At 59.5% G+C, this 24159-nt stretch carries 16 protein-coding genes and 1 tRNA gene; 6 read left to right on the top strand and 11 right to left on the bottom strand.

Annotated features, from left to right (window positions below; all coding sequences use genetic code 11):
* Window positions 1–59: 59 nt before the first annotated feature.
* Window positions 60–1943: an alpha-amylase family glycosyl hydrolase gene (locus ACTG4B_RS09855; RefSeq protein WP_439155527.1), complete on the top strand. Its 1884-nt coding sequence runs from the start codon at window positions 60–62 to the stop codon at window positions 1941–1943.
* A 12-nt stretch (window positions 1944–1955) separates the two neighbouring features.
* Here the strand turns inward: ACTG4B_RS09855 and ACTG4B_RS09850 are convergent, their stop codons facing one another.
* The 8 genes from ACTG4B_RS09850 to ACTG4B_RS09815 all read right to left on the bottom strand — a co-directional run bounded on the left by ACTG4B_RS09850 (window position 1956) and on the right by ACTG4B_RS09815 (window position 14615).
* A complete protein-coding gene (locus tag ACTG4B_RS09850) occupies window positions 1956–3569 on the bottom strand; it encodes an alpha-D-glucose phosphate-specific phosphoglucomutase (RefSeq protein ID WP_439155526.1) in 1614 nt (537 codons plus the stop codon).
* Window positions 3570–3572: 3 nt separating this feature from the next.
* Window positions 3573–5666 carry a glycogen debranching protein GlgX gene (glgX, locus tag ACTG4B_RS09845; RefSeq protein WP_439155525.1) on the bottom strand — a complete coding sequence of 698 codons (2094 nt, stop codon included), beginning with the start codon at window positions 5664–5666 and terminating at the stop codon, window positions 3573–3575.
* Entirely contained in the window at window positions 5663–7090 is a 1428-nt protein-coding gene (glgA, locus tag ACTG4B_RS09840) for a glycogen synthase GlgA (RefSeq protein WP_439155524.1), read from the bottom strand. The genes glgX and glgA overlap by 4 nt, the downstream gene beginning before the upstream one ends.
* Window positions 7091–8350 carry a glucose-1-phosphate adenylyltransferase gene (gene glgC / locus ACTG4B_RS09835; protein ID WP_439155523.1) on the bottom strand — a complete coding sequence of 420 codons (1260 nt, stop codon included), beginning with the start codon at window positions 8348–8350 and terminating at the stop codon, window positions 7091–7093.
* A 24-nt stretch (window positions 8351–8374) separates the two neighbouring features.
* Window positions 8375–10564, bottom strand: a complete 2190-nt coding sequence (glgB, locus tag ACTG4B_RS09830) for a 1,4-alpha-glucan branching protein GlgB (RefSeq protein WP_439155522.1) — start codon at window positions 10562–10564, stop codon at window positions 8375–8377.
* Window positions 10565–10580: 16 nt separating this feature from the next.
* Window positions 10581–12965, bottom strand: coding sequence for a glycogen/starch/alpha-glucan phosphorylase (locus ACTG4B_RS09825; RefSeq protein ID WP_439155521.1), 2385 nt, complete (start codon window positions 12963–12965; stop codon window positions 10581–10583).
* A 128-nt stretch (window positions 12966–13093) separates the two neighbouring features.
* The gene (gene yghX / locus ACTG4B_RS09820; RefSeq protein ID WP_439155520.1) at window positions 13094–13981 is read right to left on the bottom strand and encodes a YghX family hydrolase; all 888 of its coding nucleotides are present in this window, start codon (window positions 13979–13981) and stop codon (window positions 13094–13096) included.
* 91 nt (window positions 13982–14072) lie between these two features.
* Window positions 14073–14615: a pseudouridine synthase gene (locus ACTG4B_RS09815; RefSeq protein WP_439155519.1), complete on the bottom strand. Its 543-nt coding sequence runs from the start codon at window positions 14613–14615 to the stop codon at window positions 14073–14075.
* Between the two features lie 384 nt (window positions 14616–14999).
* Between ACTG4B_RS09815 and ACTG4B_RS09810 the strand changes: the two genes are divergently transcribed.
* The 4 genes from ACTG4B_RS09810 (at window position 15000) to ACTG4B_RS09795 (ending at window position 20224) form a co-directional block, all read left to right on the top strand.
* Window positions 15000–16172: a type III PLP-dependent enzyme gene (locus ACTG4B_RS09810; RefSeq protein ID WP_439155518.1), complete on the top strand. Its 1173-nt coding sequence runs from the start codon at window positions 15000–15002 to the stop codon at window positions 16170–16172.
* A gap of 125 nt (window positions 16173–16297) precedes the next feature.
* The gene (locus ACTG4B_RS09805) at window positions 16298–17581 is read left to right on the top strand and encodes a DUF3422 family protein (protein WP_439155517.1); all 1284 of its coding nucleotides are present in this window, start codon (window positions 16298–16300) and stop codon (window positions 17579–17581) included.
* Between the two features lie 79 nt (window positions 17582–17660).
* Window positions 17661–18974: a cytochrome-c peroxidase gene (locus tag ACTG4B_RS09800; RefSeq protein ID WP_439155516.1), complete on the top strand. Its 1314-nt coding sequence runs from the start codon at window positions 17661–17663 to the stop codon at window positions 18972–18974.
* A 47-nt stretch (window positions 18975–19021) separates the two neighbouring features.
* On the top strand, window positions 19022–20224 hold the full coding sequence (locus tag ACTG4B_RS09795) for a glycerate kinase type-2 family protein (protein WP_439155515.1): 1203 nt from the start codon (window positions 19022–19024) through the stop codon (window positions 20222–20224).
* Here ACTG4B_RS09795 and ACTG4B_RS09790 read toward each other — a convergent pair.
* Window positions 20221–21477: a cytochrome-c peroxidase gene (locus ACTG4B_RS09790; protein ID WP_439155552.1), complete on the bottom strand. Its 1257-nt coding sequence runs from the start codon at window positions 21475–21477 to the stop codon at window positions 20221–20223. The two genes, ACTG4B_RS09795 and ACTG4B_RS09790, sit on opposite strands and share 4 nt — an antisense overlap.
* 144 nt (window positions 21478–21621) lie before the next feature.
* Here ACTG4B_RS09790 and ACTG4B_RS09785 point away from each other — a divergent pair, with 144 nt between their 5' ends.
* Window positions 21622–22017, top strand: a complete 396-nt coding sequence (locus ACTG4B_RS09785) for a tetratricopeptide repeat protein (RefSeq protein WP_439155514.1) — start codon at window positions 21622–21624, stop codon at window positions 22015–22017.
* 162 nt (window positions 22018–22179) lie between these two features.
* Here the strand turns inward: ACTG4B_RS09785 and ACTG4B_RS09780 are convergent.
* Together ACTG4B_RS09780 and ACTG4B_RS09775 are read right to left on the bottom strand one after the other, a co-directional pair.
* A tRNA-Arg gene (locus ACTG4B_RS09780) sits at window positions 22180–22253 on the bottom strand.
* Window positions 22254–23298: 1045 nt separating this feature from the next.
* A partial coding sequence (locus ACTG4B_RS09775; RefSeq protein ID WP_439155513.1) for a TRAP transporter large permease occupies window positions 23299–24159 on the bottom strand: 861 nt, incomplete at its 5' end.

Here is a 24159-nt window from a genome sequence, read left to right as displayed (position 1 = left end):
CGACCGGCGAACGTCCGGTCGGCCCATCGCTGTGTCAAAGGGATAAGGGACAGACAGTCATGCGCGCGCCTGCAGCAAAGCGTATCACAAATCAGGATCTTTTTGCCTTGCGTTGGCAGCGGGGCAGGCGTGATCTGATCGGTCCGTTGACCCGGCTTTATGGCGGGCAGATTGACCCTGAAGAGCTTCTGGACCGGCTGCGGGATTTGTTGACAAAACACTGGACGGCGCGCCCCGCTGATCTGCGTCGTCTTGATCTGGAACGTGACCTGAACCCGGACTGGTTTTTGGGGCAGGATATGGTTGCTTATGTATTCTACATTGACCGATTTGTCGGCAGATTGGATCATTTGCCATCCCATATTGATTATCTAGCAGATCTTGGCGTGACCTATGCGCACATGATGCCATGTCTGAAACCGCGCCCCGGTCCGTCCGATGGCGGCTATGCCGTTATGGATTATCGCCAGATCAATCCGGCGCTGGGCACGATGGCGGATTTCCAGAAGTCCAACCTGATGCTGCGCGCGTCGGGGATCAGCCCCTGCATCGACATGGTGCTGAACCACACCGCCAAGGAACATGAATGGGCGGTCAAGGCCCGCGGGGGCGATCCGTTCTATCAGGCGTTCTATCGGATGTTCGATGACGATCGCCTGCCCAGGCAATATGAACAAACACTGGTCGAAATCTTTCCGACGCAGGCGCCTGGAAATTTCACCTATTATGACGATATCGGCAAATGGGTCTGGACCACCTTCAACGAATACCAATGGGACCTGAACTGGGAAAACCCCGAGGTGTTTCTGGCGGTGCTCGATACGATCCTGTTCCTTGCCAACAAGGGGGTCGAGGTGTTCCGGCTGGATGCTGTCGCGTTCATGTGGAAACGCATGGGAACGGGGTGTCAGAACCTGCCAGAGGTGCATGACATCTTGCAGGCGCTGACGCAGGCCACACGTGTCGCCGCGCCCGCCGTCATTCACAAGGCAGAGGCGATCGTCGGCCCCACAGATCTGGTGCCCTACCTTGGCACTGGTTCCCATGCAGGGCGCGAAAGCCAGTTGGCCTATCATAACAATCTGATGGTGCAGTTCTGGTCGTCGCTGGCCGCCCGCGATACGCGGCTGATGACCCATGTCTTGCGCACGCATTTTCCCGAAAGTTTCCGCCGCGCCTGTTTCGCGACCTACATTCGCTGCCACGACGATATCGGCTGGGCCATAACCGAGGAAGATGCGGCCCATATCCCACCGATGACCGGCCCCGGCCATCGCGGGTTTCTTGCGGAGTTCTATACCGGCAGGTTTCCGGGCAGTTTCGCACGCGGGGCCGATTTCCAGTCGAACCCGGCCACAGGCGACAGGCGCACCAATGGCAGTTTTGCAAGCCTTGCAGGGTTAGAGGCCGCAGGCCACGCGGAAGATCCGCAGGCCGTCGATCTGGCCATTCGGCGTATTCTGATGGGCCATGCGCTGATCGCGTCGTTCGGGGGTATCCCGCTGATTTATATGGGTGATGAACTGGGGTTGATGAATGATTACAGCTACGCTGACGATCCGGTACTGGCCGACGACAGCCGCTGGATGCAGCGCCCCGCAATGGACTGGTCCAAGGCGGACACGCGCCATGACGTCAGCACGCCGCATGGGCGGATTTATCAGGGTGTGCGGCATATCATGGCCACGCGCAAGGGGGCGCTTCAGCTGGCGTCTGACATCCCCACACGGGTCGTCGATTGCGGCAATTCGGCTGTATTCTGCTATCAACGGTTAGGTGATGACCGGCAGGTGACCTGTTTGGCGAATTTCACCGAAGAAATACAGCAGGTGGCATTGGACCTGCCCGAAGGCGCGATTGATCTGCTAACAGGGCAGCCGCCTGAACGGGCTGGCGCACATGTGGTCCTGGGACCGTATGCCAACCTTTGGTTAAGGGCATAAAGGGCTGTCAGATCAGGTCGTTACGTCTGGTTCCGTCCGTCCGATATGCCCCTGAAAATCCGCCAGCGCCATCGTTGCGGCGCGCACCGGTTCCAGTCGGGACGGATCGTTCAGATTATCCGCGCTGAACGCTTCGAGATAACAGCGGATTGTCGCCCCTTGGGTGCCGGTGCCGGATGTGCGCAGCACGGCGCGCGCGCCGCCCTCGTACCAGATGCGCAGGCCCTGATGGTCGCTGACCGTTCCATCAACCGGATCGTGATAGCTGAATTCATCGCAGGCCTTGACCGTCAGATCGCCGAAGGTCTGACCGGGCAGGGTGCCAAGCCGGGCGCGCACACCATCAATCAACGCTGTCGCGGCCTCGGTTTGGACGGCCTCGTAGTCCAGTCTGGTGTAATAGTTGCGTCCAAATGTCTGCCAGTGATCCTGCATCAGATCGGCGACGGACATCTTGCGCGCAGCCAGAATGTTCAACCAGAAAAGCACCGCCCAAAGCCCGTCCTTTTCGCGGATATGGTCGGAACCGGTGCCGGCGCTCTCCTCGCCACAGATCGTGACGCGGCCGGCGTCCAGCAGGTTGCCAAAGAATTTCCAGCCGGTGGGTGTTTCATAGATCGCGATGCCAAGGCTTTTGGCCACCCTGTCGGCCGCACCGCTGGTTGGCATGGATCGGGCAACACCGGCCAAGCCACTTTTGTAGGCAGGCACCAGCGTCGCATTGGCTGCCAGCACTGCAAGGCTGTCTGACGGTGAGACATAGGCCCCGCGTCCCACGATCATGTTGCGGTCGCCGTCGCCATCCGATGCAGCCCCGAAATCGGGCGCATTCGGCCCCATCATTTGATCCATCAAATCTTTTGCCCAGACCGGGTTCGGGTCGGGGTGCCCGCCGCCGAAATCCGGCAACGGCGTGCCGTTGACGACCGATCCACGGGCGGCACCCAACGTGCCCTCAAGGATGGCCGTGGCATAGGGACCTGTGACGGCATGCATCGCGTCAAAACTGATGGTAAAGCCGCCTGCGAACAGCGCGCGGATCGCGTCGAAATCAAAGATTGACTGCATCAGCGCCTGATAGTCGGTCACCGGGTTGACCACGGTGATCTGCATGTCGCCAAGGGTTTGCGCGCCTTCGGTGCCAAGGTCCACGTCGTCAGCTTCAAGAATATCATAGCCGTCAATGGTTTCTGTCCGGGCAAAGATCGCGTCGGTTACATTTTCGGGGGCGGGGCCGCCGTTGGGGGTGTTGAACTTGATCCCGAAATCTTCGTCCGGGCCGCCGGGGTTGTGGCTGGCCGACAGGATGATGCCGCCGTCGGTCTTGTTCAGTCGGATCAGATGCGACGCCGCCGGGGTGGACAACAGCCCGTCACGGCCCACGATGATATGCGCCGCCCCATTGGCGGCGGCCATTTTCAGGATCGTCTGGATCGCGCGTTTGTTAAAGTAGCGCCCATCGCCGCCCACAACATAGGTTTTTCCGCCGGCTCCACCGATCCCGTCAAAGATGGCCTGCACGAAGTTTTCCAGAAAGCCCGGTTCCATGAAGATGCGGGTTTTCTTGCGCAGGCCGGATGTGCCGGGTTTCTGACCGCTGATGGGTGCGGTGGCGATGCGTGTCATTCTCTACTCCCCCTCGTGATATTCAAGTGTGATAGCGATAACGCTGGCGGCCTGAATGACCGCAGAGCGCTGGTCATGTTCCGTTCTTTTGTGCCCCGTCGGGTTACCCGTGTCGATCTGGCGGACCCATTGCGCACCCGGTGGGGCCTTGGGCAGTTTCATCTGCGCGCGCTTGCCCGAACGGTTGAATCCGATCACGACAACGTCGCGGTCGTTTTCGGTAAGCGTTGTTTCCGCCGAAGGCCGCTTGATCAGGCACAGTCGTGACAGGGCCGGATCGCGCCATTCAAGCGGTTGACCGTTGAAATCCGTCCAGATCACATCAGGCAAGCCGTCGCTTTCGCGTGTGCGGCTGTGCAGGAAATGCGATTGCCGCACTGCGGGGTGATCGCGCCGAAAGGCTGCAAGTCGCGCGACGAAATCGGTCAGCGCCCGGTCGGGGCGCCCCCAGTTGATCCAGCCTGATGCATTGTCCTGACAATAGGCGTTGTTGTTGCCGTTTTGAGAATTACCGATCTCGTCGCCGGCCAGCAGCATCGGCGTGCCCTGAGACAGGAACATCGTCGCAAGCATGTTGCGCGCGCGCCGTCCGCGGCGGGCAAGGATCACTGCATCATCCGTCGGCCCTTCGATCCCGCAATTGTCGGAATAATTTGCCGAATGCCCGTCGCGCCCGTCTTCAAGGTTCGGATCATTGTGGCGGTCGTTGTAGGCGCAGGTGTCGGCCAGTGTAAAGCCGTCGTGGCTGGTCACGAAATTGATCGACGCCCATGTGCGCCGCCCCGACCGGTCAAACATATCCGCAGACCCCAGCAGCTTTGAACCCAGTTCCTGTGTGCTGTGATCGTCGCCTTTCCAAAACCGGCGGGTGGTGTCGCGGAACGTGTCGTTCCATTCGGAAAACTCGTAAGGGAAATTGCCCAGCTGATAGCCCCCCGGCCCAAGATCCCAGGGTTCCGCAATAAGCCGGACCTGTGACAGCACCGGGTCTTGCCGCAATGCATCCAGAAATCCGCCATTGGGATCAAAACCATAGCTTTCGCGCCCTAATGTTGTCGCCAGATCAAACCGGAACCCATCCACCCCCATCTGGGTCACCCAAAACCGCAGGCTGTCGGTGACCATACGCAATACATGCGGGTTGATCATGTTCAGCGTATTGCCGGTGCCTGCGTCATTGACGTAATACCGGGGTTGCCCGCCGATCAGCCGATAATAGCTGGCGTTATCCAATCCGCGAAACGAAAGGGTCGGGCCACGGTGGTCGCCCTCGGCGGTGTGGTTATAAACCACATCAAGGATCACCCTGATGCCATTGTCATGGAATTTCTGCACCATCTTGCGAAAGCCGGTAAAGCCTTCGGGCCCGAAATAGCGCGGTTCAGGCGCGAAGAACCCGATGGTGTTATAGCCCCAGTAATTGCGCAGCCCCTTTTTGACCAAAAAACCGTCATCGGGAAAGGCTTGGACCGGCAATAGCTCGATCGTGCTGACGCCGATCTTGTGCAGATGGTCGATGATCGCATCCGACGCCAACCCCTCATACGTGCCGCGCAAATGTTCCGCGACGCCGGGATGCAGTTTGGTCAGCCCCTTTGCGTGCGCCTCGTAGATCAGTTCGGACGTGGGTGGCTGGGTCAGGGACGATAATGCAGGCTGGAACAGATCAGGGTGGGAAATGACGGATTTCGGCATGAAGGCCGCGCTGTCGCTCGTGCTGAACGAGAGATCGTCACTGCTGACGTCATAGCCATAAATTTCGGGCGCATCGGTAAATGTCCCGTGAAGTTCGTGGGTGTAGGGGTCAATCAACAGCTTGTTCGGGTTGAACCGATGGCCCTGTTCGGGCGCGTAAAGCCCATGCGCGCGGTAGCCGTATAACGTGCCGTGGGGCAGGCCGGATACGTAGCCGTGCCACACCGGGCCGGTGCGTTCGGGCAAAGGCAGGCGCTGCATCTCGGTTTTGCCATCGGGGGAAAACAGGCACAGATCGATCTGGCGCGCATGCTCGGAAAACACTGCGAAATTCGCGCCTTCGCCATCATGTGTGACGCCCATTGTCTTGGGCGTTCCGCTTTTGATCGCAAAGCGGCTCATATCAAGGTTTCGAACAGGGATAGATACGCGCGGGCAGAGGCATCCCAACCGACCGCCTGACGCATGGCCCGTCTTTGCATTCCTGCCCAGGTTTTTGGCTGCCCAAACAGATCGCATGTGCGCGCAATGGCCTGCTCCAGACCCACCGTCGTGACAGGTGCGAATTGCACACCGGTGGCGCAACCGGCATCCAGTGCGGCCAGATTTGCATCAATCACCGTATCGGCCAGCCCGCCGGTGCGTGCCACCACCGGGATCGTGCCATAGCGCAGCCCGTAAAGCTGGGTCAGCCCGCAAGGTTCGAACCGCGAGGGGATCAGGATTGCATCTGATCCTGCCTGCATCAGATGCGACAGGTTTTCATCATAACCGATGATCACGCCCACCTGTCCGCTATAGCGGCGGGCGGCGTTGGCAAAGGCCTGTTCCATTTCCTTGTCGCCGGTTCCCAAAAGTGCCAGTTGCGCGCCGTGGGCCAACAGCGACGGCAGAACCTTCAGCAACAGGTCCAGACCCTTTTGCGTGGTCAAGCGGCTGATCACGCAGAACAGCGGGCCATCGGCATGGGTCAGGCCGAACCGGTCTTGCAATGCGGATTTGTTCTGCGCTTTTTTCTTCAGGCTGCGCACCGAATAAGGGGACGGAATGCCGGGATCGGTTTCGGGGTTCCAGACATCCAGATCAATGCCGTTCACGATCCCCGTCAGGTCCGCACGCCGCGCCTGCATCACGCCATCCAGCCCCATCCCGAAATCGGGGTCCATCAACTCGCGGGCATAGGTGGGGCTGACGGTGGTGATCTTGGCAGCCAGCATCAGCCCGCATTTCAGGAAACTGAATCGCCCATAATATTCGCCCTTATCCACGCTGAACATATCCGCGGGCAGGCCCAACGGGCCCAGCACGCCGGCATCAAATACCCCCTGAAAGGCGATGTTATGGATCGTCATCACCGTCGGCACGGTGCTGCCTGCCGCTGCCAGATAGGCAGGCACAAGGGCGGCCTGCCAGTCGTGCGCGTTGACCAGATCGGGTGTCCATCCGTCCAGCGCGCCCATGGCGATCTGTGCGCCCACGTATGACAGCGCACCAAAGCGCAGGGCGTTGTCCGGCCAGTCCGTTCCATCAGGACCAAGGTATATGTTGCCCGCACGGTCAAACAGGTGCGGCGCGTCCAGCAACAACAGGTCCAGCCCACGCGCGGTGACCGCCACGACCCGTGCCGGACCGCCGTGCAGATCGGGCAGGGCCATCAATTCTGTGCCTCTGGCCAATTCACCCGACAGGGCAGGGTAGGCGGGCAGCAATATACGCACCTTTGTCCCCAGCGTTTTCAGCGCCTTGGGCACCGCGCCGATCACATCGGCCAGACCGCCGGTCTTGATGAAGGGCGCACATTCGGACGCCACAAAGAGGATATTCATCTAGGTTTCCAAAGCATCGATCATCTTTTTCGTAATCAGGCAGATCCCGTTTTCGGTGCGGCGGAACCGTTTTGCATCGACGGCGGCATCCTCTCCCACGATCAGGCCGGGTGGGATCTTTACCCCGCGGTCGATCACGACATTGGTCAACCGCGCCTTGCGCCCGATTTCCACATAAGGCATCGCCACGACGCCATTCAGTTCTGCATAGGAATGGGTTCGAACGCCGGTGAACAACAGGCATTGATCCAGCGTAGAACCTGAGATGATACAGCCCCCCGACACCATCGACGACACGGCGTGGCCTTTGCGCCCTTCCTCGTTGTGGATGAATTTGGCGGGTGGGGTCAGTTCCGAATACGTCCAGATCGGCCATTCATTGTCGAACAGATCCAGTTCCGGTTTGAAATCGGTCAGGTCGATATTGGCCTGCCAAAAGGCATCAACTGTGCCGACATCGCGCCAGTATGCTTTCTCCTCAAGCCCCGTCCGCACACAGGACCGGCTAAAGGGATGTGCAATGGCCTTGCCCGTGGCGACGATCTTGGGGATGATATCCTTACCGAAATCATTCTCGCTGCCGGGGTTTTCGGCGTCTTCGCGCAGTCGCTCGAACAGGTATTCGGTCTCGAACACATAAATGCCCATACTGGCCAGCGCATGATCGGGATCGCCGGGCATGGCGGGCGGATCGGCGGGCTTTTCGACGAATTCCAGAATGTTGTCGTTTTCATCCACATGCATCACGCCAAAGGCGCGCGCTTCCATGCGGGGGACTTCGATGCAACCGACGGTGACATCCGCACCGCTTTCGACGTGGTGCTTGATCATCAGCGAATAATCTTGCTTGTAGATATGATCGCCCGCCAGAATGACGATGTATTTTGGCGCGTATCCGGCAATGATATCAATGTTTTGCGTGACCGCGTCGGCGGTGCCGCGATACCAGTTGTCTTCGCCCAGTTGCTGACTGGCGGGCAGGATATCAAGGCTTTCGTTGCGTTCGGCCCGAAAGAACGACCAGCCGCGTTGCAGGTGCCGGATCAGGGAATGGGCCTTGTATTGTGTGGCCACGCCGATGCGCCGGATGCCGGAATTGACGGCGTTTGACAGTGGAAAGTCAATGATCCGCGTCTTGCCGCCAAAATACATCGCCGGTTTGGCGCGCATATCCGTCAGTTCATACAGGCGGCTGCCGCGTCCACCCGCCAAAATAAAGGCCATGGATTGCTGGGCAAGGCGCTGTGATTCTGTGTCCATGTCGGTCGTTCCTCCCAAACGGTTTCAGTCGAGTGTGAATATCAGCGTGGAAAGCGGCGGCACCGTGACAACGATGGAATGGGGCCTGCCAGATGCGGCGACCGCCTCGCTTTGCACGCCACCCAGATTGCCGCTGCCGCTGCCGCCGTATTGTGCCGCATCGGTGTTCAGTCGCTCGGCCCAGAACCCCGGCGCCGGGACGCCCACACGGCGGCCGTGGCGGGTGACGGGGGTCATGTTGCTGATCACCAGCGCGGGCTTGCTGCCTTCCTTGCCAAGGCGCAGCCAGATGAACAGCGATTCCTCGTTTGCCCCGCCTTCGACCCAGTCGAAACCCCGTGCTTTTGTGTCCAGTTCATGCAGCGCAGGGATCGCCTTGTAGGTGGCGTTCAGGTCGCGCACCAGCGTTTGCACGCCACGGTGCAGGTCATTGTCCAGCAGATGCCAGTCAAGGCTGCTGTTGTGGTTCCATTCACGCCCTTGGGCAAATTCGCAGCCCATGAACAACAGTTTCTTGCCCGGATGCCCCCACATGAACCCCAGATAGGCGCGCAGGTTGGCAAACTTATCCGCCCCGTTGCCCGGCATCTTGTCCAGTAGTGACCCTTTGCCGTGCACGACCTCGTCATGGCTGATCGGCAGCACGAAGTTTTCGCTGAACGCGTAATGCAGCCCGAACGTCATCTTGTCATGGTGGTATTTGCGGTTGATCGGGTCTTCGGACATGTAGCGCAGGGTGTCGTTCATCCAGCCCATGTTCCATTTATACCCGAACCCCAGCCCCCCCTGATCGACCATGCCACTTACACCGGGAAAGGCGGTGGATTCCTCAGCGATCATCACCACGCCGTCCACTTCATCATAGACGGTGCTGTTTGTGGATTGCAGAAAGGCGATCGCCTCAAGGTTTTCGCGCCCGCCGTGTTGATTGGGGATCCATTCGCCATCCTTGCGGGAATAATCGCGATAAAGCATCGACGCCACCGCATCGACGCGCAGCCCGTCCACGTGGTGTTCTTCCAGCCAATACAATGCATTGGCCGTCAGGTAATTCGCCACCTCGCGCCGGCCATAGTTGAACACCAGCGTGTTCCAGTCGGGGTGGAAGCCTTCGCGTCGGTCGGCATGTTCATAAAGTGCTGTGCCATCGAACTGGCCCAGCCCGTGTGCGTCTTCGGGGAAATGCCCCGGCACCCAGTCCAGGATCAGACCGATGCCGGCGGCATGACACGCTTCGACCAGAGCGCGAAATTCCTGCAAGGGGCCGTGCCGGATCGTGGGTGCGAAAAGGCCCACGGGCTGATAGCCCCATGATCCGTCAAAGGGAAATTCGCTGATCGGCATCAGTTCGATATGGGTAAAGCCAAGGTCTTTGACATAGCCCACCAAGTCGCGCGCAAGTTCCAGATAAGACAGGGGGCGGTTGCCATCTTCGGGCACACGCCGCCACGATCCCAGATGTACCTCGTAGATTGACACGGGCGCATCGACCGCAATCGCCCGCCCACGCTGTGCCTGCCAATCGGCATCGGCCCAATCAAACCCGTCAAGGCGGCGCACGATAGATGCTTGCGCTGGCGGATGTTCGGACCCGAACCCAAACGGGTCGGCCTTTTGCGGCAGCAGCGAACCGTCCGGGCCAAGCAATTCGTATTTATAGTGTTCGCCTTCACCGATGCGCGGGACAAAGATTTCCCAGACGCCGGTTGTGCCCCGCTTGCGCATGACATGCCGCCGCCCGTCCCATGTGTTGAACCCGCCTACGACGGACACGCGGGCCGCATTTGGGGCCCAGACAGCGAAATGCACACCCGCCACGCCTTCGTGGGTCATCACATGGGCACCCAGCACGCGCCATAACTGGTGGTGCGACCCTTCGCCGATCAGGTATTCATCCAAATCACCCATGACGGGGCCAAAGGCATAGGGGTCTTCGGTATCCCAGGTGTGACCCTCGCGGGTGATCCGCAAAAGATAGGCAAAGCGGTTCTTGCGTCGTGCAGCGACGCCTTCGAACAGCCCGTCCGCAATTTGCGAAAGCACCATGATCTTGCGACCGGTACCTGCGTCCAGCACGTCGATCCGGTCAGCGCCGGGGATATGGGCGCGCAGCACCCATTTACCCGCGACCTGATGCAACCCCAGCCGTGCAAACGGGTCATCGCATGTGCCGGATGTGATCGCCGCAATCTCTGCATTGGTCAGCGTGGTCATTGTTCCCCCCGTTCGCTCAAAGCAAGGACTTTGCGCGCCAGATATCGCTGGCATAGCCCGCAATCGTACGGTCGGAACTGAACCAACCCATGCGGGCGGTGTTCAGCGCGGCCTTGCGGACCCATGTCGTCTGGTCCTTGTAATCTTGGTCAATCTGCCGCTGCGTGTCAAAATATTCATCGAAATCAGCGGTCACGAGGAAATAATCGTGATCATAAAGCATGCCCAGAATATCGCCAAAGGGCGCATCCCCGTTTGAAAAGACACCGTTGGCGATCTGCCCCAGCACGCGGGTCAGGCGGGGACTGGCGTCAATCGCGCGGCGGGCGTGGTCGTGTTCTTCGCGGCGGGCGCGGACCTGAGCGGCGGTCAGGCCGAAAAGATAGAAATTGTCAGCCCCAACATGGTCGCGGATTTCCACATTGGCCCCGTCCAGCGTGCCAATTGTCAGCGCGCCGTTCAGTGACAGTTTCATGTTGCCGGTGCCTGACGCCTCTTTGCCCGCCGTCGAGATCTGTTCCGACAGATCGCAGGCCGGGATCAGCATTTCCGCCATCGAGACGTTGTAGTTTTCAGGATAGACGACCTGCAACCAGTCGCGGGTGACGGGATCGTTGTTCACTGTCCGCGCCACGCAGTTGATCAGGTAGATGATGGATTTTGCCATCGCATAGCCCGGCGCCGCCTTGCCGCCGAATATCTTGACCCGCGGGGTCCAGTCGGCGTTGGGCGCATCATGCATGTCGTTCCAAAGCGCGATGGTTTCGAGGATGTTCAGAAGCTGGCGCTTGTATTCATGGATGCGCTTGATCTGAATGTCGAACATCGCGTCAGGGTTCAGGATTGCGCCGTCACGGTCTTGCAGCCAGTCGGACAGGCGCGCCTTGTTGTTACGCTTGGCTTGACCAAAGGCCGCCTGAAACGCAGGGTCGCTGATATGCGGCCCCAGCTCTTTCAGTTGTTCCAGATCGCTGATCCAGGCGGTGCCGATGGTGTCACTTACTAGCCCCGACAGCGCCGGATTGGCGCCATGCAGCCAGCGGCGCGGGGTGATCCCGTTGGTCTGGTTGATGATCCGGTCGGGATAGGCGCGGTGCAGGTCGGCAAAGACCGTCTGTTTGACCAGTTCACTGTGCAGCGCCGACACCCCGTTGACCTTATGCGCCATGACAAAGGCCAGTTCGCCCATTTTCACTGTGCCATGGTCAAGGATATGCGTGCCATTCGCCGCGACGGTCTGGTCGTGGATATGGCAGATGATCTGATGATGCCGCGGCAGGATGTCGCGAAACATATCCTCGTGCCAGCGTTCCAGTGCCTCGGGCAGCAGGGTGTGGTTGGTGTAGCCCAGGCAGTCGCGGGCAAGGGGGATGGCCGCGTCAATGTCCAGCCCATGGTCGTCCACCAGCAGGCGGATCAGTTCCGGCCCGGCCAGCGCGGGGTGCGTGTCGTTCAACTGGATCGCGACGTGATCTGCAAGGGTTTCAATAGTATACCCTTCAGACTTGAAGCGACGCAGGAGGTCTTGCAATGACGCGGCGGTAAAAAAATATTCCTGTTTGAGCCGCAACGCCTTGCCTTCACCCGTCGTATCGTCAGGGTACAGAACCCGTGACAGCGTCCGCGCCAGCGCCTCTGGGGCGGATGCTCCGATGTAGTCGCCCCTGTTGAAGGCGGCGAGGTCGAAATGCACGGTTGGCAGCGCGGCCCACAGCCGCAGGGTATTCACCCATTTGGCCTGCCAGCCGACAACCGGTGTGTCGTAGGCTTGCGCGATCACGGTTTCATGGGGGTGCCATATCGCCGTGCCGTCGTGGTCGTCCACATGGCCGCCAAAACCGATGTGATAGCGCACTTCAGGGCGTTCAAATTCCCAGACATGCCGTTCTTTTAGCCAGCCTTCGGCGGTTTCAATCTGGCGCCCGTCATGAAAATGCTGCTCGAACAGGCCGTGTTCATAGCGGATGCCATAGCCATAAGCGGGAATGCCCAGGGTGGACAGGCTGTCCAGAAAACAGGCCGCCAACCGACCCAGACCGCCGTTGCCAAGTGCCGCATCCGGTTCAGTGACGACCAGCGCGTGGTAATCCTGACCAAGTGCAGCCATGGCATCGGCGGCGATACCTTCCAGCCCAAGATTGGTGGTTACATCCTCGATCAGTCGCCCGATCAGGAATTCCATCGACAGATAATAAACCCGTTTGCCCTTGGCGGCATAGGTGGCGCGGGTGCTTTCGAACCACGGATCAACCACATGGTCGCGGACAGCCAGCGACAGCGCGATGCGCCAGTCATATGCGGACGCGTGGGCGGGGTCTTTGCCCAGCGAAGATTTGAGGTGGTGCTGGATGGCCGCACCAAATTCATCGGCGCTGGGCAGGTGTAACGTGTCTTTCGGCATCAACAGGCGGTCCTTGGTCGTAATGTCATGTGACGACTAAGGGGGATTGAAAGCGCTTTGAAAAGTGCAAATCGAAAAATAATACGCTGTTCAGGGGTAAGGTGGGTCGAGACCCACCTTACTTTGCCCTATGTCAGATAGCGGTTGAACCAGTCGATCGTGCGATCCCACGCCAGTTCCGCCGCCGCTTCGTCATAGCGCGGGGTGCTGTCGTTATGGAAGCCGTGGTTCACGCCCGCATAGATATGCGCCTCATAGGTCTTGCCGTGTTCCCGCAAGGCGGCCTCGTATGCGGGCCAGCCTGCGTTGATCCGTTCGTCCAGTTCGGCATATTGCAGCAGCAGCGGTGCCTGAATTTTCGGAACATCCTCGGCTGCGGCCTGACGGCCATAGAATGGGACCGACGCTGCCATTTCAGGATAGGCCACAGCCAGCGCGTTGCACACACCGCCGCCATAACAAAAACCCACAGCGCCCACGCGCCCGGTGCTGTCGGCGCGACCCATCAGGTGCTCAAAGCCCGCGAAAAAGTCATTCATCAGCTTTTCACCATCCACGGTGCTTTGCAGTTCGCGCCCTTCAGCGTCGTTGCCCGGATAGCCCCCGACCGAGGTCAGACCATCAGGCGCCAGCGCCATGAACCCTGCCTTGGCCACGCGTCGCGCGACATCCTCGATATAAGGATTCAGGCCGCGGTTTTCATGCACCACCAACACGGCGGGCAGGGGGCCCGTTGCATTCGCAGGTTTGACCAGATAACCGCGCACGTCGCCATGCCCATTGGGGGAAGGATAAGTGATATATTCGGGCACGATATCGGGGTCGTTGAATGACACCTGTTCGGCCAGCGCATAATTCGGGCTCAGCATGGTCAGCAGCGCCGCCGCCGTCACCCCGCCAACGGCGAACTTGCCCGCCTTGTCAAGAAACTCGCGTTTGCTGATATTGCCATGCGCGTAGTAGTCGTAAAGATCGAGAAGTTCCTGATTGAAATCTTTGGCCGTCATCCGGTTCATAGCGCGTTCTCCTGCTGGTTCGGGCAACTTTCCTGGCCCATTATAGCGAAGGTATGGCGGCAAAGAGTATTGGCAAATCACAAAGCAGCAATCAGGCGTCGCGCCATTGGCCGGGCGCGATACTGTTCACCGACCACTCTCCGACCTGCGAGCGTACCAGCCGCAGGGTAGGAAAGCCGATGTACGCGGTCATCCGTCGAACCTGCCTGTTACGGCCTTCGCGGATCGTGATCTCCAGCCATGTATCGGGGACGGATTTGCGAAACCGCACCGGTGGGTCGCGTTCCCACAGGTCTGGGGGGGCAATCAGGCGAACTTGCGCAGGCCGGGTCGACCCGTCCTTTAGCATCACACCGTCACGCAGCGGTTGCAGATCGGCATCAGCCGGCGTGCCCTCGACCTGCACCAGATAGGTCTTGGCCATCTTTTGGCGCGGATCGGCGATCTGTGCCTGCAGGCGCCCGTCATCGGTCAGCACCAAAAGGCCTTCGCTGTCGCGGTCCAGCCGCCCTGCGGGGTAAACCCCGGGCACGTCAATATAGGCCGACAAGGTCGGGCGCGGTGACGGGCTGCGCGCATCGGTGAATTGCGACAGGACGCCGAAAGGTTTGTTGAACAGGATCGTGCGGGCCATATGAAGTGCAGTATCCGATACATGCCGCCAAGGTCCACCGCGAACAGGCACGCTGATGCGGTTTTGGCCCCTTAGGATACGTGCGAATATGCAACGATTTCATACAAGACATGACGTATATGCAGGGCGTTGAAAATAAACGGTATTTCCCTTAATATTTGGTCGCGCTCAGCCATGATTTCCGCCAGTGGAATTTTGTGGAAAAAAACCCCTTGCATCGAATCCCGACTTGCCCCAAATGCGCATTTATAGACGCCAACGCACGCGCCTCTGGCCGGTGACAGTCATCACACGTGTTTACGTAGCGACGGTAACGTCTCTTTTGGAACTGAGCGGTCTGAGGCGGTATGAATCCGTTATGGCCGGGTCTACAGGAGATGACCCATGACTGTACACTTTGCGCCGCACGCGGCACCTTTTTCTTTTGCCACACAATCCCGCCTCGACAGCTATGTCGCGTCGCGCAGCTTTGATAAGCCGACGCTGGTCATGGACCTTGATCGCGTGTCCGAACAGTTCGGCGCGCTGCGCGCCGGGTTGGGTCGTGCCGACATCCACTATGCCGTCAAGGCGAACCCGGCCCGCGAAATCATTGCGCGGCTGGTGGATCTTGGATCGCATTTCGACGCTGCGTCGCGCGCCGAAATCGCTCTGTGCCTGAACGAAGGTGCGGACCCCTCCGAAGTATCTTTTGGCAATACCATCAAGCGCGCATCCGATATCGCGTGGGCCTACGCCGAAGGGATTACTCTCTTCGCCGCCGACGCCGAGGAAGAGTTGGAAAAGATTGCGGCGAACGCCCCCGGCGTGTCCGTCTACATCCGCCTGATCGTCGAAGTCAGCGAGGCCGACTGGCCGTTGTCGCGCAAGTTCGGGTGCGACCGCGACACGGCGTTGCGCCTGTTGGACTATGCCAAATCACTTGGCCTGAACCCTGTCGGCTTTTCTTTCCACGTTGGCAGCCAGACCCGTCAGGCGGCCATGTGGGCACCCACGCTGGACGCAATGTCGATCATCTGGAACGATGCGATTGCCGCCGGTCACGCCTTGTCGCTGATCAACATCGGCGGTGGCTTTCCCGCCTTCTACGGTGAAGAGATCGATGCGCCCACCGCCTATGCAGCCAAGGTGATCGACATGGTCGAGGCCCGTTTTTGCGGCGTGGCAAAAATCATGGCCGAACCCGGCCGCGGCATGGTGGCCGAGGCTGGCGTGATCGTATCCGAGGTGATGCTGGTCAGCCGCAAATCCGACCGAGACATGCACCGCTGGGTCTATCTGGATATCGGGCGCTTTTCCGGTCTGGCCGAAACCGAGGGCGAGGCGATCCGCTATCAGTTCGAAACCGACCGCGATGGCGACGACATGGGCCCTTGCATCCTCGCCGGTCCAAGCTGCGACAGCGCCGATGTGCTTTATGAAAAGCGCCCGGTGCAGTTGCCGCACAGCCTGAAATCCGGCGACCGGGTGCTGATCCGCAACACCGGTGCCTATACTTCGACCTATTCGTCGGTATGTTTCAATGGCTTCCCTCCACTGGACGTGGTGGTAATCTGAACTTGTCAGCGGCACATGGTATACAGCTGTGTGCTGCTAACCTTTTGTAAATTAGCAGTTTTTTATTTACACTTTGAAAAAGACCGCTAGTTTATGCGTCAGACCCTTTTGCAAAGGCTGGCCAGATGCCCCCGATTGCCGATCATCCCCTGCGTTACGCGATGGCCAACGAGTTGCACGCGCGGCCTTTTCCGATCGTAGAAATACCCAGCCGGGCGGCCTATCTCGCGATTAAGCCAGCCAAGAATGCCGCAGGCCGTGACCGTGCCGCTGATCGTGCCCATTTGATTGACCTGCTGGACAGGTTCGGTGCGCAGCACCCGCAGCCCGACGCGACACATTATTTCGGTCAGATCGGCAAACACACCCTGAAATGGGAAAGCCACACTGAATTCGTGACCTATACGATCTTTGGCCAGGGGCTGGCAGAACGGCCCTTTGACGCTGCCACCTTTGCCGTTTTTCCCGAAGATTGGCTGGCTGCGGCCCCGGGCACGCGCGTAACATCCGCCCTGATCCGGATCGAGGTGGCAGACGGTGACGAAGGCATCAACGACAAGGTCAACGACTGGTTCGTGCCCGAAAGCCTGGCCATCAGTCGCGTGCTGGAAGACGACCTGGTCATTGCGGGCGATTTTCGTATCGATCCGACGGGGCACATGCGCTTTGCGCTTTTCGCCCGCCCGGGCACGGGACGCCGCAGGGTGGGGCGCGTGGTCCAGCGCCTGTGCGAGATCGAGACCTACAAGGCAATGTCGATGCTGGGCCTGTCACGCGCCCGCGCGCTGGGCCCGCAGATGGCCGCGATCGACACTACGCTGACACGGCTTTTGGGCGACATGTGCGGACCCATCGCGGAACCCGCCGTTGTCCTGCAATCCTTGCTGGAAGTGTCGGCAGAGCTGGAAAACATCGTGGCACAGTCGGCGTTTCGGTTCGGTGCGACAGGGGCCTATGAAACAATCGTACACCAGCGTATCAGCGTACTGCGCGAAACCCGTTTCGGCGGGCGGCAGACATTTGCCGAATTCATGATGCGCCGCTTTGACCCCGCCATGCGCACCGTCAAATCGACCGAGGCGCGCCTGCAAGCCATGTCAGACCGTGCCATCCGTGCGGGTGATCTGTTGCGCACCAGGGTCGATGTTGAACGATCCGCCCAGAACCAGGAACTACTGACCAGCATGGACCGCCGCGCCGACCTGCAATTGCGCCTGCAACGCACGGTCGAAGGGCTATCTGTTGTGGCGATCAGTTACTATGCCGTCAACCTGGTGCTTTACATGACCGGTCCGCTGGAAAAGACTTTCGACATTTCCAAAACGGGGATGGCTGCCATTGCCACGCCCGTCGTGCTGGCGCTTGTCTGGCTGATGGTCGAGCGGATCCGCAAGAAGGTTGAAAAATAGTGCATCCAGCCTTTGGCAGTTTGTCATGTCTTGCTGCTGTGATACGGCTTTGGCGAACAAACAGGATGCAAGGCAGACGATGACGGGCTGGACCAAAACGACAGTGCTGGTAATCTGGGGCGGGGCTGCGGCCGCAGAGGATTTGCCCGCGCCGCTGAGCGATGCGGATTTCGCGCCTGTCCGGTTGGAAGAGGCATTGCTGGGCCAGAAACTGTTTTACGATCCCATCCTGTCGGGCAATCGCGAGGTATCCTGCGCGACCTGCCATCATCCCGATTTGGGCACGGGCGATGGCCTGTCGCTAGGCATCGGTGACGGGGGTATTGGGCTTGGCCCTGATCGCATTGCCGACCCCGCCAACATGCCGGAACAGCGTATCCCGCGGAACGCGCCAGCCTTGTTTAATCTGGGTGCGCATGAATTCACTGTGATGTTCCACGATGGCCGGATTGAAGTGGACCCCGCTCGCCCCGGCGGCCTGCGCACCCCGTTGGATGACGATATGGTCAGCGGATTCGCCTCGCTTTTATCGGCGCAGACGATGTTTCCCGTGCTAAGCCCGGATGAAATGGCCGGACATTACAGTGAAAACGATGTCGCCGCTGCCGTGCGGCGCGGCGTGATCACCGGGCCGGGCGGCGCATGGGATATCATTGCGCGCCGCGTTGCGGATATTCCCGCATATGCGGATGCTTTTACCGCCGTCTACGATCATCTGGATATTCCCGATCAGATTGATTTCGCAGATATTTCCAACGCGATTGCGGCTTTTGTCGCGTATGAATGGCGATCGGATACGACGCCGTTCGATGCCGTCTTGCGCGGACAGGCGCGGCTGCCGGAACCTGCCGCGACAGGCATGATGCTGTTTTACGGCGATGCGGGCTGCGCGTCTTGCCACAGCGGCCCGTTTTTGACGGACCATGATTTTCACGCCATGGGTGCCCCCCAGATCGGTCCGGGCAAGGCCGCGCGGTTTGAAACCCACACCCGCGACGAAGGCCGGTTTCGCGTCACCGGCAACGCGGATGATCTTTATGCTTTTCGCACACCGTCGCTGCGCAATGTTGCGCTGACCGCGCCCTATGGTCATGCGGGGGCGCACCGCGATCTGCGTGCCTTTGTGCAAGCCCACGCTGACCCTGTTCCTGCATTGAAAAGATATGATCTGGCGGCGGCTGTCCTGCCAGACCTGCCGGTCGATGATGCACGCGAGTTGGAAGGTAGCGATGCGATTGCCGCAGCGGCCCAATATCGCGTAGACCTGAGCGCGGAGGATATCACCGCATTGGTCGCCTTTCTCGATGCGCTGACCGATCCTGCGGCCATGACCGGCAGGCTGGGTGTGCCGGACGCGCTGCCGAGCGGTCTGCCCGTAGCGCAACTTCGCTAGTGGGACTTGCGCGGCAAAACCAAGAACCGAAAAGACAGGAATACATCATGAACGACAGCCGTGGGCAGGCGTTGCGAATTTTTCAAGCCGGTGTCGCGGCGGCAGACCCGGTTGCGGCGGTGTCCGCCGCACTGGATGATGGAATCGCGCGACCTGCGCTGATCGTTGCAGTAGGCAAGGCGGCAGGGCTGATGGCACAGGCGGCGTTGGCCCGGTTTCCCGACGCACCCTGTATCGTCGTGACGAACTACGAAAATGCAGAACCTATTGATGGGGCCACGGTATTTGCCGCTGGCCACCCTGTGCCCGATGAAAATGGCGCGCAGGCCGCAAAGGCGGTGATTGCCGGTTTGCGCGCCGCAGGTGGCCCGGTGCTGGCGCTGATATCGGGGGGCGGTTCGGCCTTGTTGCCTGCACCCGCCGCGCCGCTGACACTGGCGGATAAACAACGGGTCAATGCGCTGCTGCTGGCATCCGGCCTTGATATCACCTGCATGAACCTGATCCGGCAACAGTTGTCCGACCTCAAGGGCGGCGGTTTTCTGCGGCAGGCCGCGCCACATCCGGTGACGGCGCTGATCCTGTCGGATGTGGTGGGCGATGATCTTTCGGTGATTGCCAGCGGACCAACGGTCGCCCCGATCGGCACGGCACAGGATGCGATGGCGCTATTGCAGGCGCGGGGTCTGTGGGAACAGGTGCCGCAGGCGGTGCGCGACCATTTGATGGCGCACCGGCCGGCGGTTGATTTGCCTAAGGCCACCAATATCTTGATCGGCTCGAACAGCCAGAGCGTGGCGGCGATGGCGGCGGCGGTATCTGGCGCCCATGTGATCGGTGCCCCGGTCGAAGGTGACGTGCGCGATGCGGCCCGTCTGATCTGCGACGCGGCGGGTCCGGGTATCACCCTTTGGGGCGGGGAAACGACCGTGCAACTGCGCGGTGCCGGGCGCGGCGGGCGCAATCAGGAATTGGCGCTGTGGATCGCGCAAGAGGCCGCATCGCGCGGCTGGACCAACTGGACCTGCCTGCAAGGCGGCACTGACGGGCGTGACGGGCCAACAGAGGCGGCAGGCGGTCTTGTCGATCAGGGCACTCTGGACCGGATCGCGGCGGCGGGCGGAAATCTGGGCGCGCTGTTGGCCAATAATGACAGCTATGCGGCGCTGGCGCTGGCGGGTGATTTGTTGATCACTGGCGCCACGGGCACCAATGTGGCGGATCTGGGTGTGCTGATCCGCAACGGCTAATCCACGGGAAGGCCGCTGGGAACTGTCGCTGGGCGGCCCAAGGGACGCGTCAGCGCGGTATCGCCCGTCAGCGCATGCAGAAACGCGACCAGATCGCCGATATCAGTATCGCTTAGCGTCAGTGGCCGCAGGTCAATGACCAGTTGCTGGCGGGCCATTTCGCGGGTGTCTGCCTGAATGGCGAAATCCGTTGCGGCAAGCCATGGGGCATCCGGCAGGTCTGCCAGGTCCGGGGTCCATGCAGCGCGTGATGCTGCAGGGTCGCTGTGGTGGCGGATAATCGCCGTCAGTGTGGGAAAGGCGCCGTTATGCCCGTAGGGCGCCGTCAGGGCCACATTGCGCAGTGACGGCGTCCGGAACCTGTAAGCATCTGACACCACGTCGGTTTCCCCCATTCGCCCCACATCACGCGGCATCGGATCAAACCGCCGGGTGCGCCCGGGGCCAAAGGCGGGCAGCCCAAGCGCGTGAAATGCCTGATCGGTAAACAATGGTCCTGCATGGCAAGAGGCGCAGCGCGTGTTCAGGAAAAGCTGACGCCCCCGTTCGGCATCCGCAGGAAGGGGCGTGCCGGTCAGCCACCTGTCATAAGGGCTGTCAAACGATTGCCATTCAGATGCGATGAAGGCCCCCAGCGCATTGCCGATCTCGACAATGGTCACATCGCTGGGATCGTCGATATGATCAAAGGCCTGCACGAACATATTGCCATATTCCGGGATCGTGCGCACCCGTTTGGCGATAATCGGCCATGCAGCATCTACCCGGTCGTGAATTGCCCCCGCTATTTCGTTTTCACGGGGGTTTCCGGCCATTTCAAACTGGGCGACCATCGGGAAAAGCGCCTGTGCGGCCAACAGATTATCAAGCCCTTTCGGCAACCATTCCTCGGCCGGGCTGTCAAAGCCGTTTCCGTAAAGATCAGACCGTGACAGTCGCCCGTCGTGAAACAAGAGCCGGATAGATTGATGGCCCAAATTCCAAAGACCTGGCGCGTTGCGGGGGATCCGTTTGCGAATTCTGTCAGGCCCGGTGCCGGCGATGCGTTCGGGGCCAACGCCAGTGCCGCCTTCGCCGATCCCCAGTGACAGGCCGTCGCCACCTGCGAAATCATGGTGGTGGCAGGTCCCGCAGGAAATATTCCTGTTGCCTGACAGTATCTTGTCATAAAATAAAAGCTGCCCGATACGTGCTTGATCCGCGTCAACGGGGATGTAATCATCAGGTGAAATCGCCTGTGCTGCGGCCGGGATTGCGCCCGCAAGAACAAGGAAAACCGCCGTATGACACTGGGCAGCAAAATGTCGGACTTTCGTCAGGCAATCTGCGCCGCTTGTGGGCTGTGCCTGCTGCTTGCCACGCCGGCGCGCGCAGATTTGGAACAGGCCCGCAACCTGATGGAGGCGGGAAAATTCGAACAGGCCCGTGCCGCGTTCGAGATCTACGCGCGGTCCGGCAACGCCGATGCCGAAGAACTGATCGGGGTCATGTATGCCATGGGACTTGGTGTGCCGCGTGATGACGCACGGGCCTTTGAGTGGTATCTGCGAGCGTCGATGAAAGGGCATGCGGGGGCACAGTCCGGTATCGGGTGGTATTATGAAACCGGTCGCGGCCTACCAGCGCCCGATCTGGTCAGAGCCTATCTGTGGTATGCCCTATCGGCAATAGGCGGCGATGTGGACGCACCGCAAAGCCTGGCCGATCTCACACCCAAGCTCACCGCCCAGGAACGCGCGCAGGCGCAGGTGCTGATCGATGATTACCGGCTGTGGATGTATCCGTTTCGATAGATACCCGTAGCAGCGCAGAATGCGGATCAAGATGCAGATTACTGAAGGCGCGGAACAAGACGCCCGTCACAAATTTGTCCGGTTCCGCCACCCAGAGAATCAGAACACCAAGGCAAACGAAACACGTGATTTCGCCTTAGCGTTGGTCTCTTGCTCACGGCGCGACCCCTGAAGGACTCGAACCCTCAACCTGTCGATTAGAAGTCGACTGCTCTATCCAGTTGAGCTAAGGGGCCTGCGGCGCGCACCGACGTTTAGACGATTGGTGAAGTTGGCACAATCCGTCCACGTCCCATTTTCCCGCCACTTCCCGACTTGTTTTCTCACAACCAAAGCAAAACGGCATTTAGGTTGCAGCGCTTGTAGACTTTGACAGCGCCGTCCGGCAGGCGGCGCATCCGCATCATTGATCAGCTTGTGGATCAGCGCTTCTCGACTGCACATATCGTGGGGCAAAAGTCACAGGTCGTTTCAGCACGCGATGCCGCCCAGTTTGGCAACTCGTGGGACGCGGCGCAGGTAAACCATCCTATGGCCTCGCGATTCTGGGTCAATCAAGTTATCTGGGCGCTTTCTTTCCTGCAATCCTATACATGCGGCGGCTGTTTATCGCTCGTGCAGACATGGTCGGAATGATGCCTCCATCAAAGAGCACTGATAACTTGCTTGTCACGACCATCTTGTTTTGAGGTTTGGTCTGATGCTGTCACGCAGGCACAAAGATGCCTTGACAACTTGTGAACACGATAGCTGCGCACCGTGATATGTTTCACTGCGTGGCGCTTGATTTCTCAGGTTTCTTGTCGCCCTGTCGACCGCTTCGCCTCAAGATCAGAGGAGAAAATTTTGCAAAATCAGTGGCAGTGCTCAACGGAATCTTTACGCCGTTTCATAAATTGGAGAATCTAACCACAGGCGATTTCGTCTGGGACCACCGTCCTCCTGAAACGGAGAACTGGCGGTCTGTCAAAATATTAAGATTCCATGCGATCGAACACGATCTTTTAAACACCAACCGATGATCGATCAGTTCGCATCAGCACTCGTCCCGCCCAGTGTCGAGGCTTTTGCAGGTGCTCGATATAAGCGAGGCCGTCGATGTGAACCACATTCTACAGTGCTGCTATTCAAGGTATGCTCTCAATCCAGTGTGATCGTGCCGGAAGTGCTTGACCGCGTCGCGGACCGGCTGCTCGACCAAGCGTGCAACAAATGAAATCGACGGGCGCTATTCACCTGCGCCCGTTGATTGAATCCGTACCGCGGAACATTCAGTTTTCGCTAGCCAACTGTTGTTCCAAGCCAAAGCGTGATCGCCGGGAAAGCAACCAAAAGCGCCAAGCGAACGATATCTACCGTGATGAAGGGAATGAGCCCTTTGAATATCCGTACAACCGGAACATCCGGCAGCACTGCTTTCAAAACAAAGACGTTCATCCCGACAGGCGGTGTAATCAAGGCAATTTCAGTGACGACGATCACAATGATACCGAACCAGACCAGATCGAACCCCTGCGCGACCACGATGGGTGCAAAGAGCGGAACGAAGATCAGGATAATTGCCATTGAATCCATCACGCATCCCAGCACGAGGAACACGAGCAAGATGACGAATATCAAGGCGTAGCCTTCAAGTCCGGTAGATTGCACCAAAGCGAGGACCCCCGCCGCCAGCCCTGACAGGGTCAGAAGCTTGGACAGCATCAGCGCGCCGAACAGAACTGTATAGAGTGAGACTGACGTATAGGCCGTGTCGATGATTACCCTGCGCAGGACTTTCCACGTCAGGCGTCCGTGAAAGGTTGCGATCAGGATCGCAAGGCCCGCACCCATGCCTGCGGCTTCGGTCGGGGTGAACAGTTTGGCATAAAGTCCGCCGATAATCAGACCAAATAGCAGCAGGAAAGGCCATATCCCCGAGAGGGCCTGCAGTTTTTCGGGCCAGGGCGTTCTTTCGCCCTGCGGCGCATGGCTGGGGTTTCGCGCAGCGACGAACCGGATGACCAGCATGTAGAACCCGAGCCCGAGCAAGCCGGGGATCACGCCCGCGATGAACAGGTCTCCGATATTGGTCTGTGTGAGAATTCCATAGACAACCATGATGATCGAGGGCGGGATCAGGATGCCTAGGGTGCCTCCGGC

Origin of the sequence: Yoonia sp., assembly GCF_965660735.1 — a bacterium.
Lineage (GTDB): Bacteria > Pseudomonadota > Alphaproteobacteria > Rhodobacterales > Rhodobacteraceae > Yoonia.
Note: the sequence above shows the minus strand (reverse complement) of the source record. Positions and strands in the feature narration are given on the sequence as shown.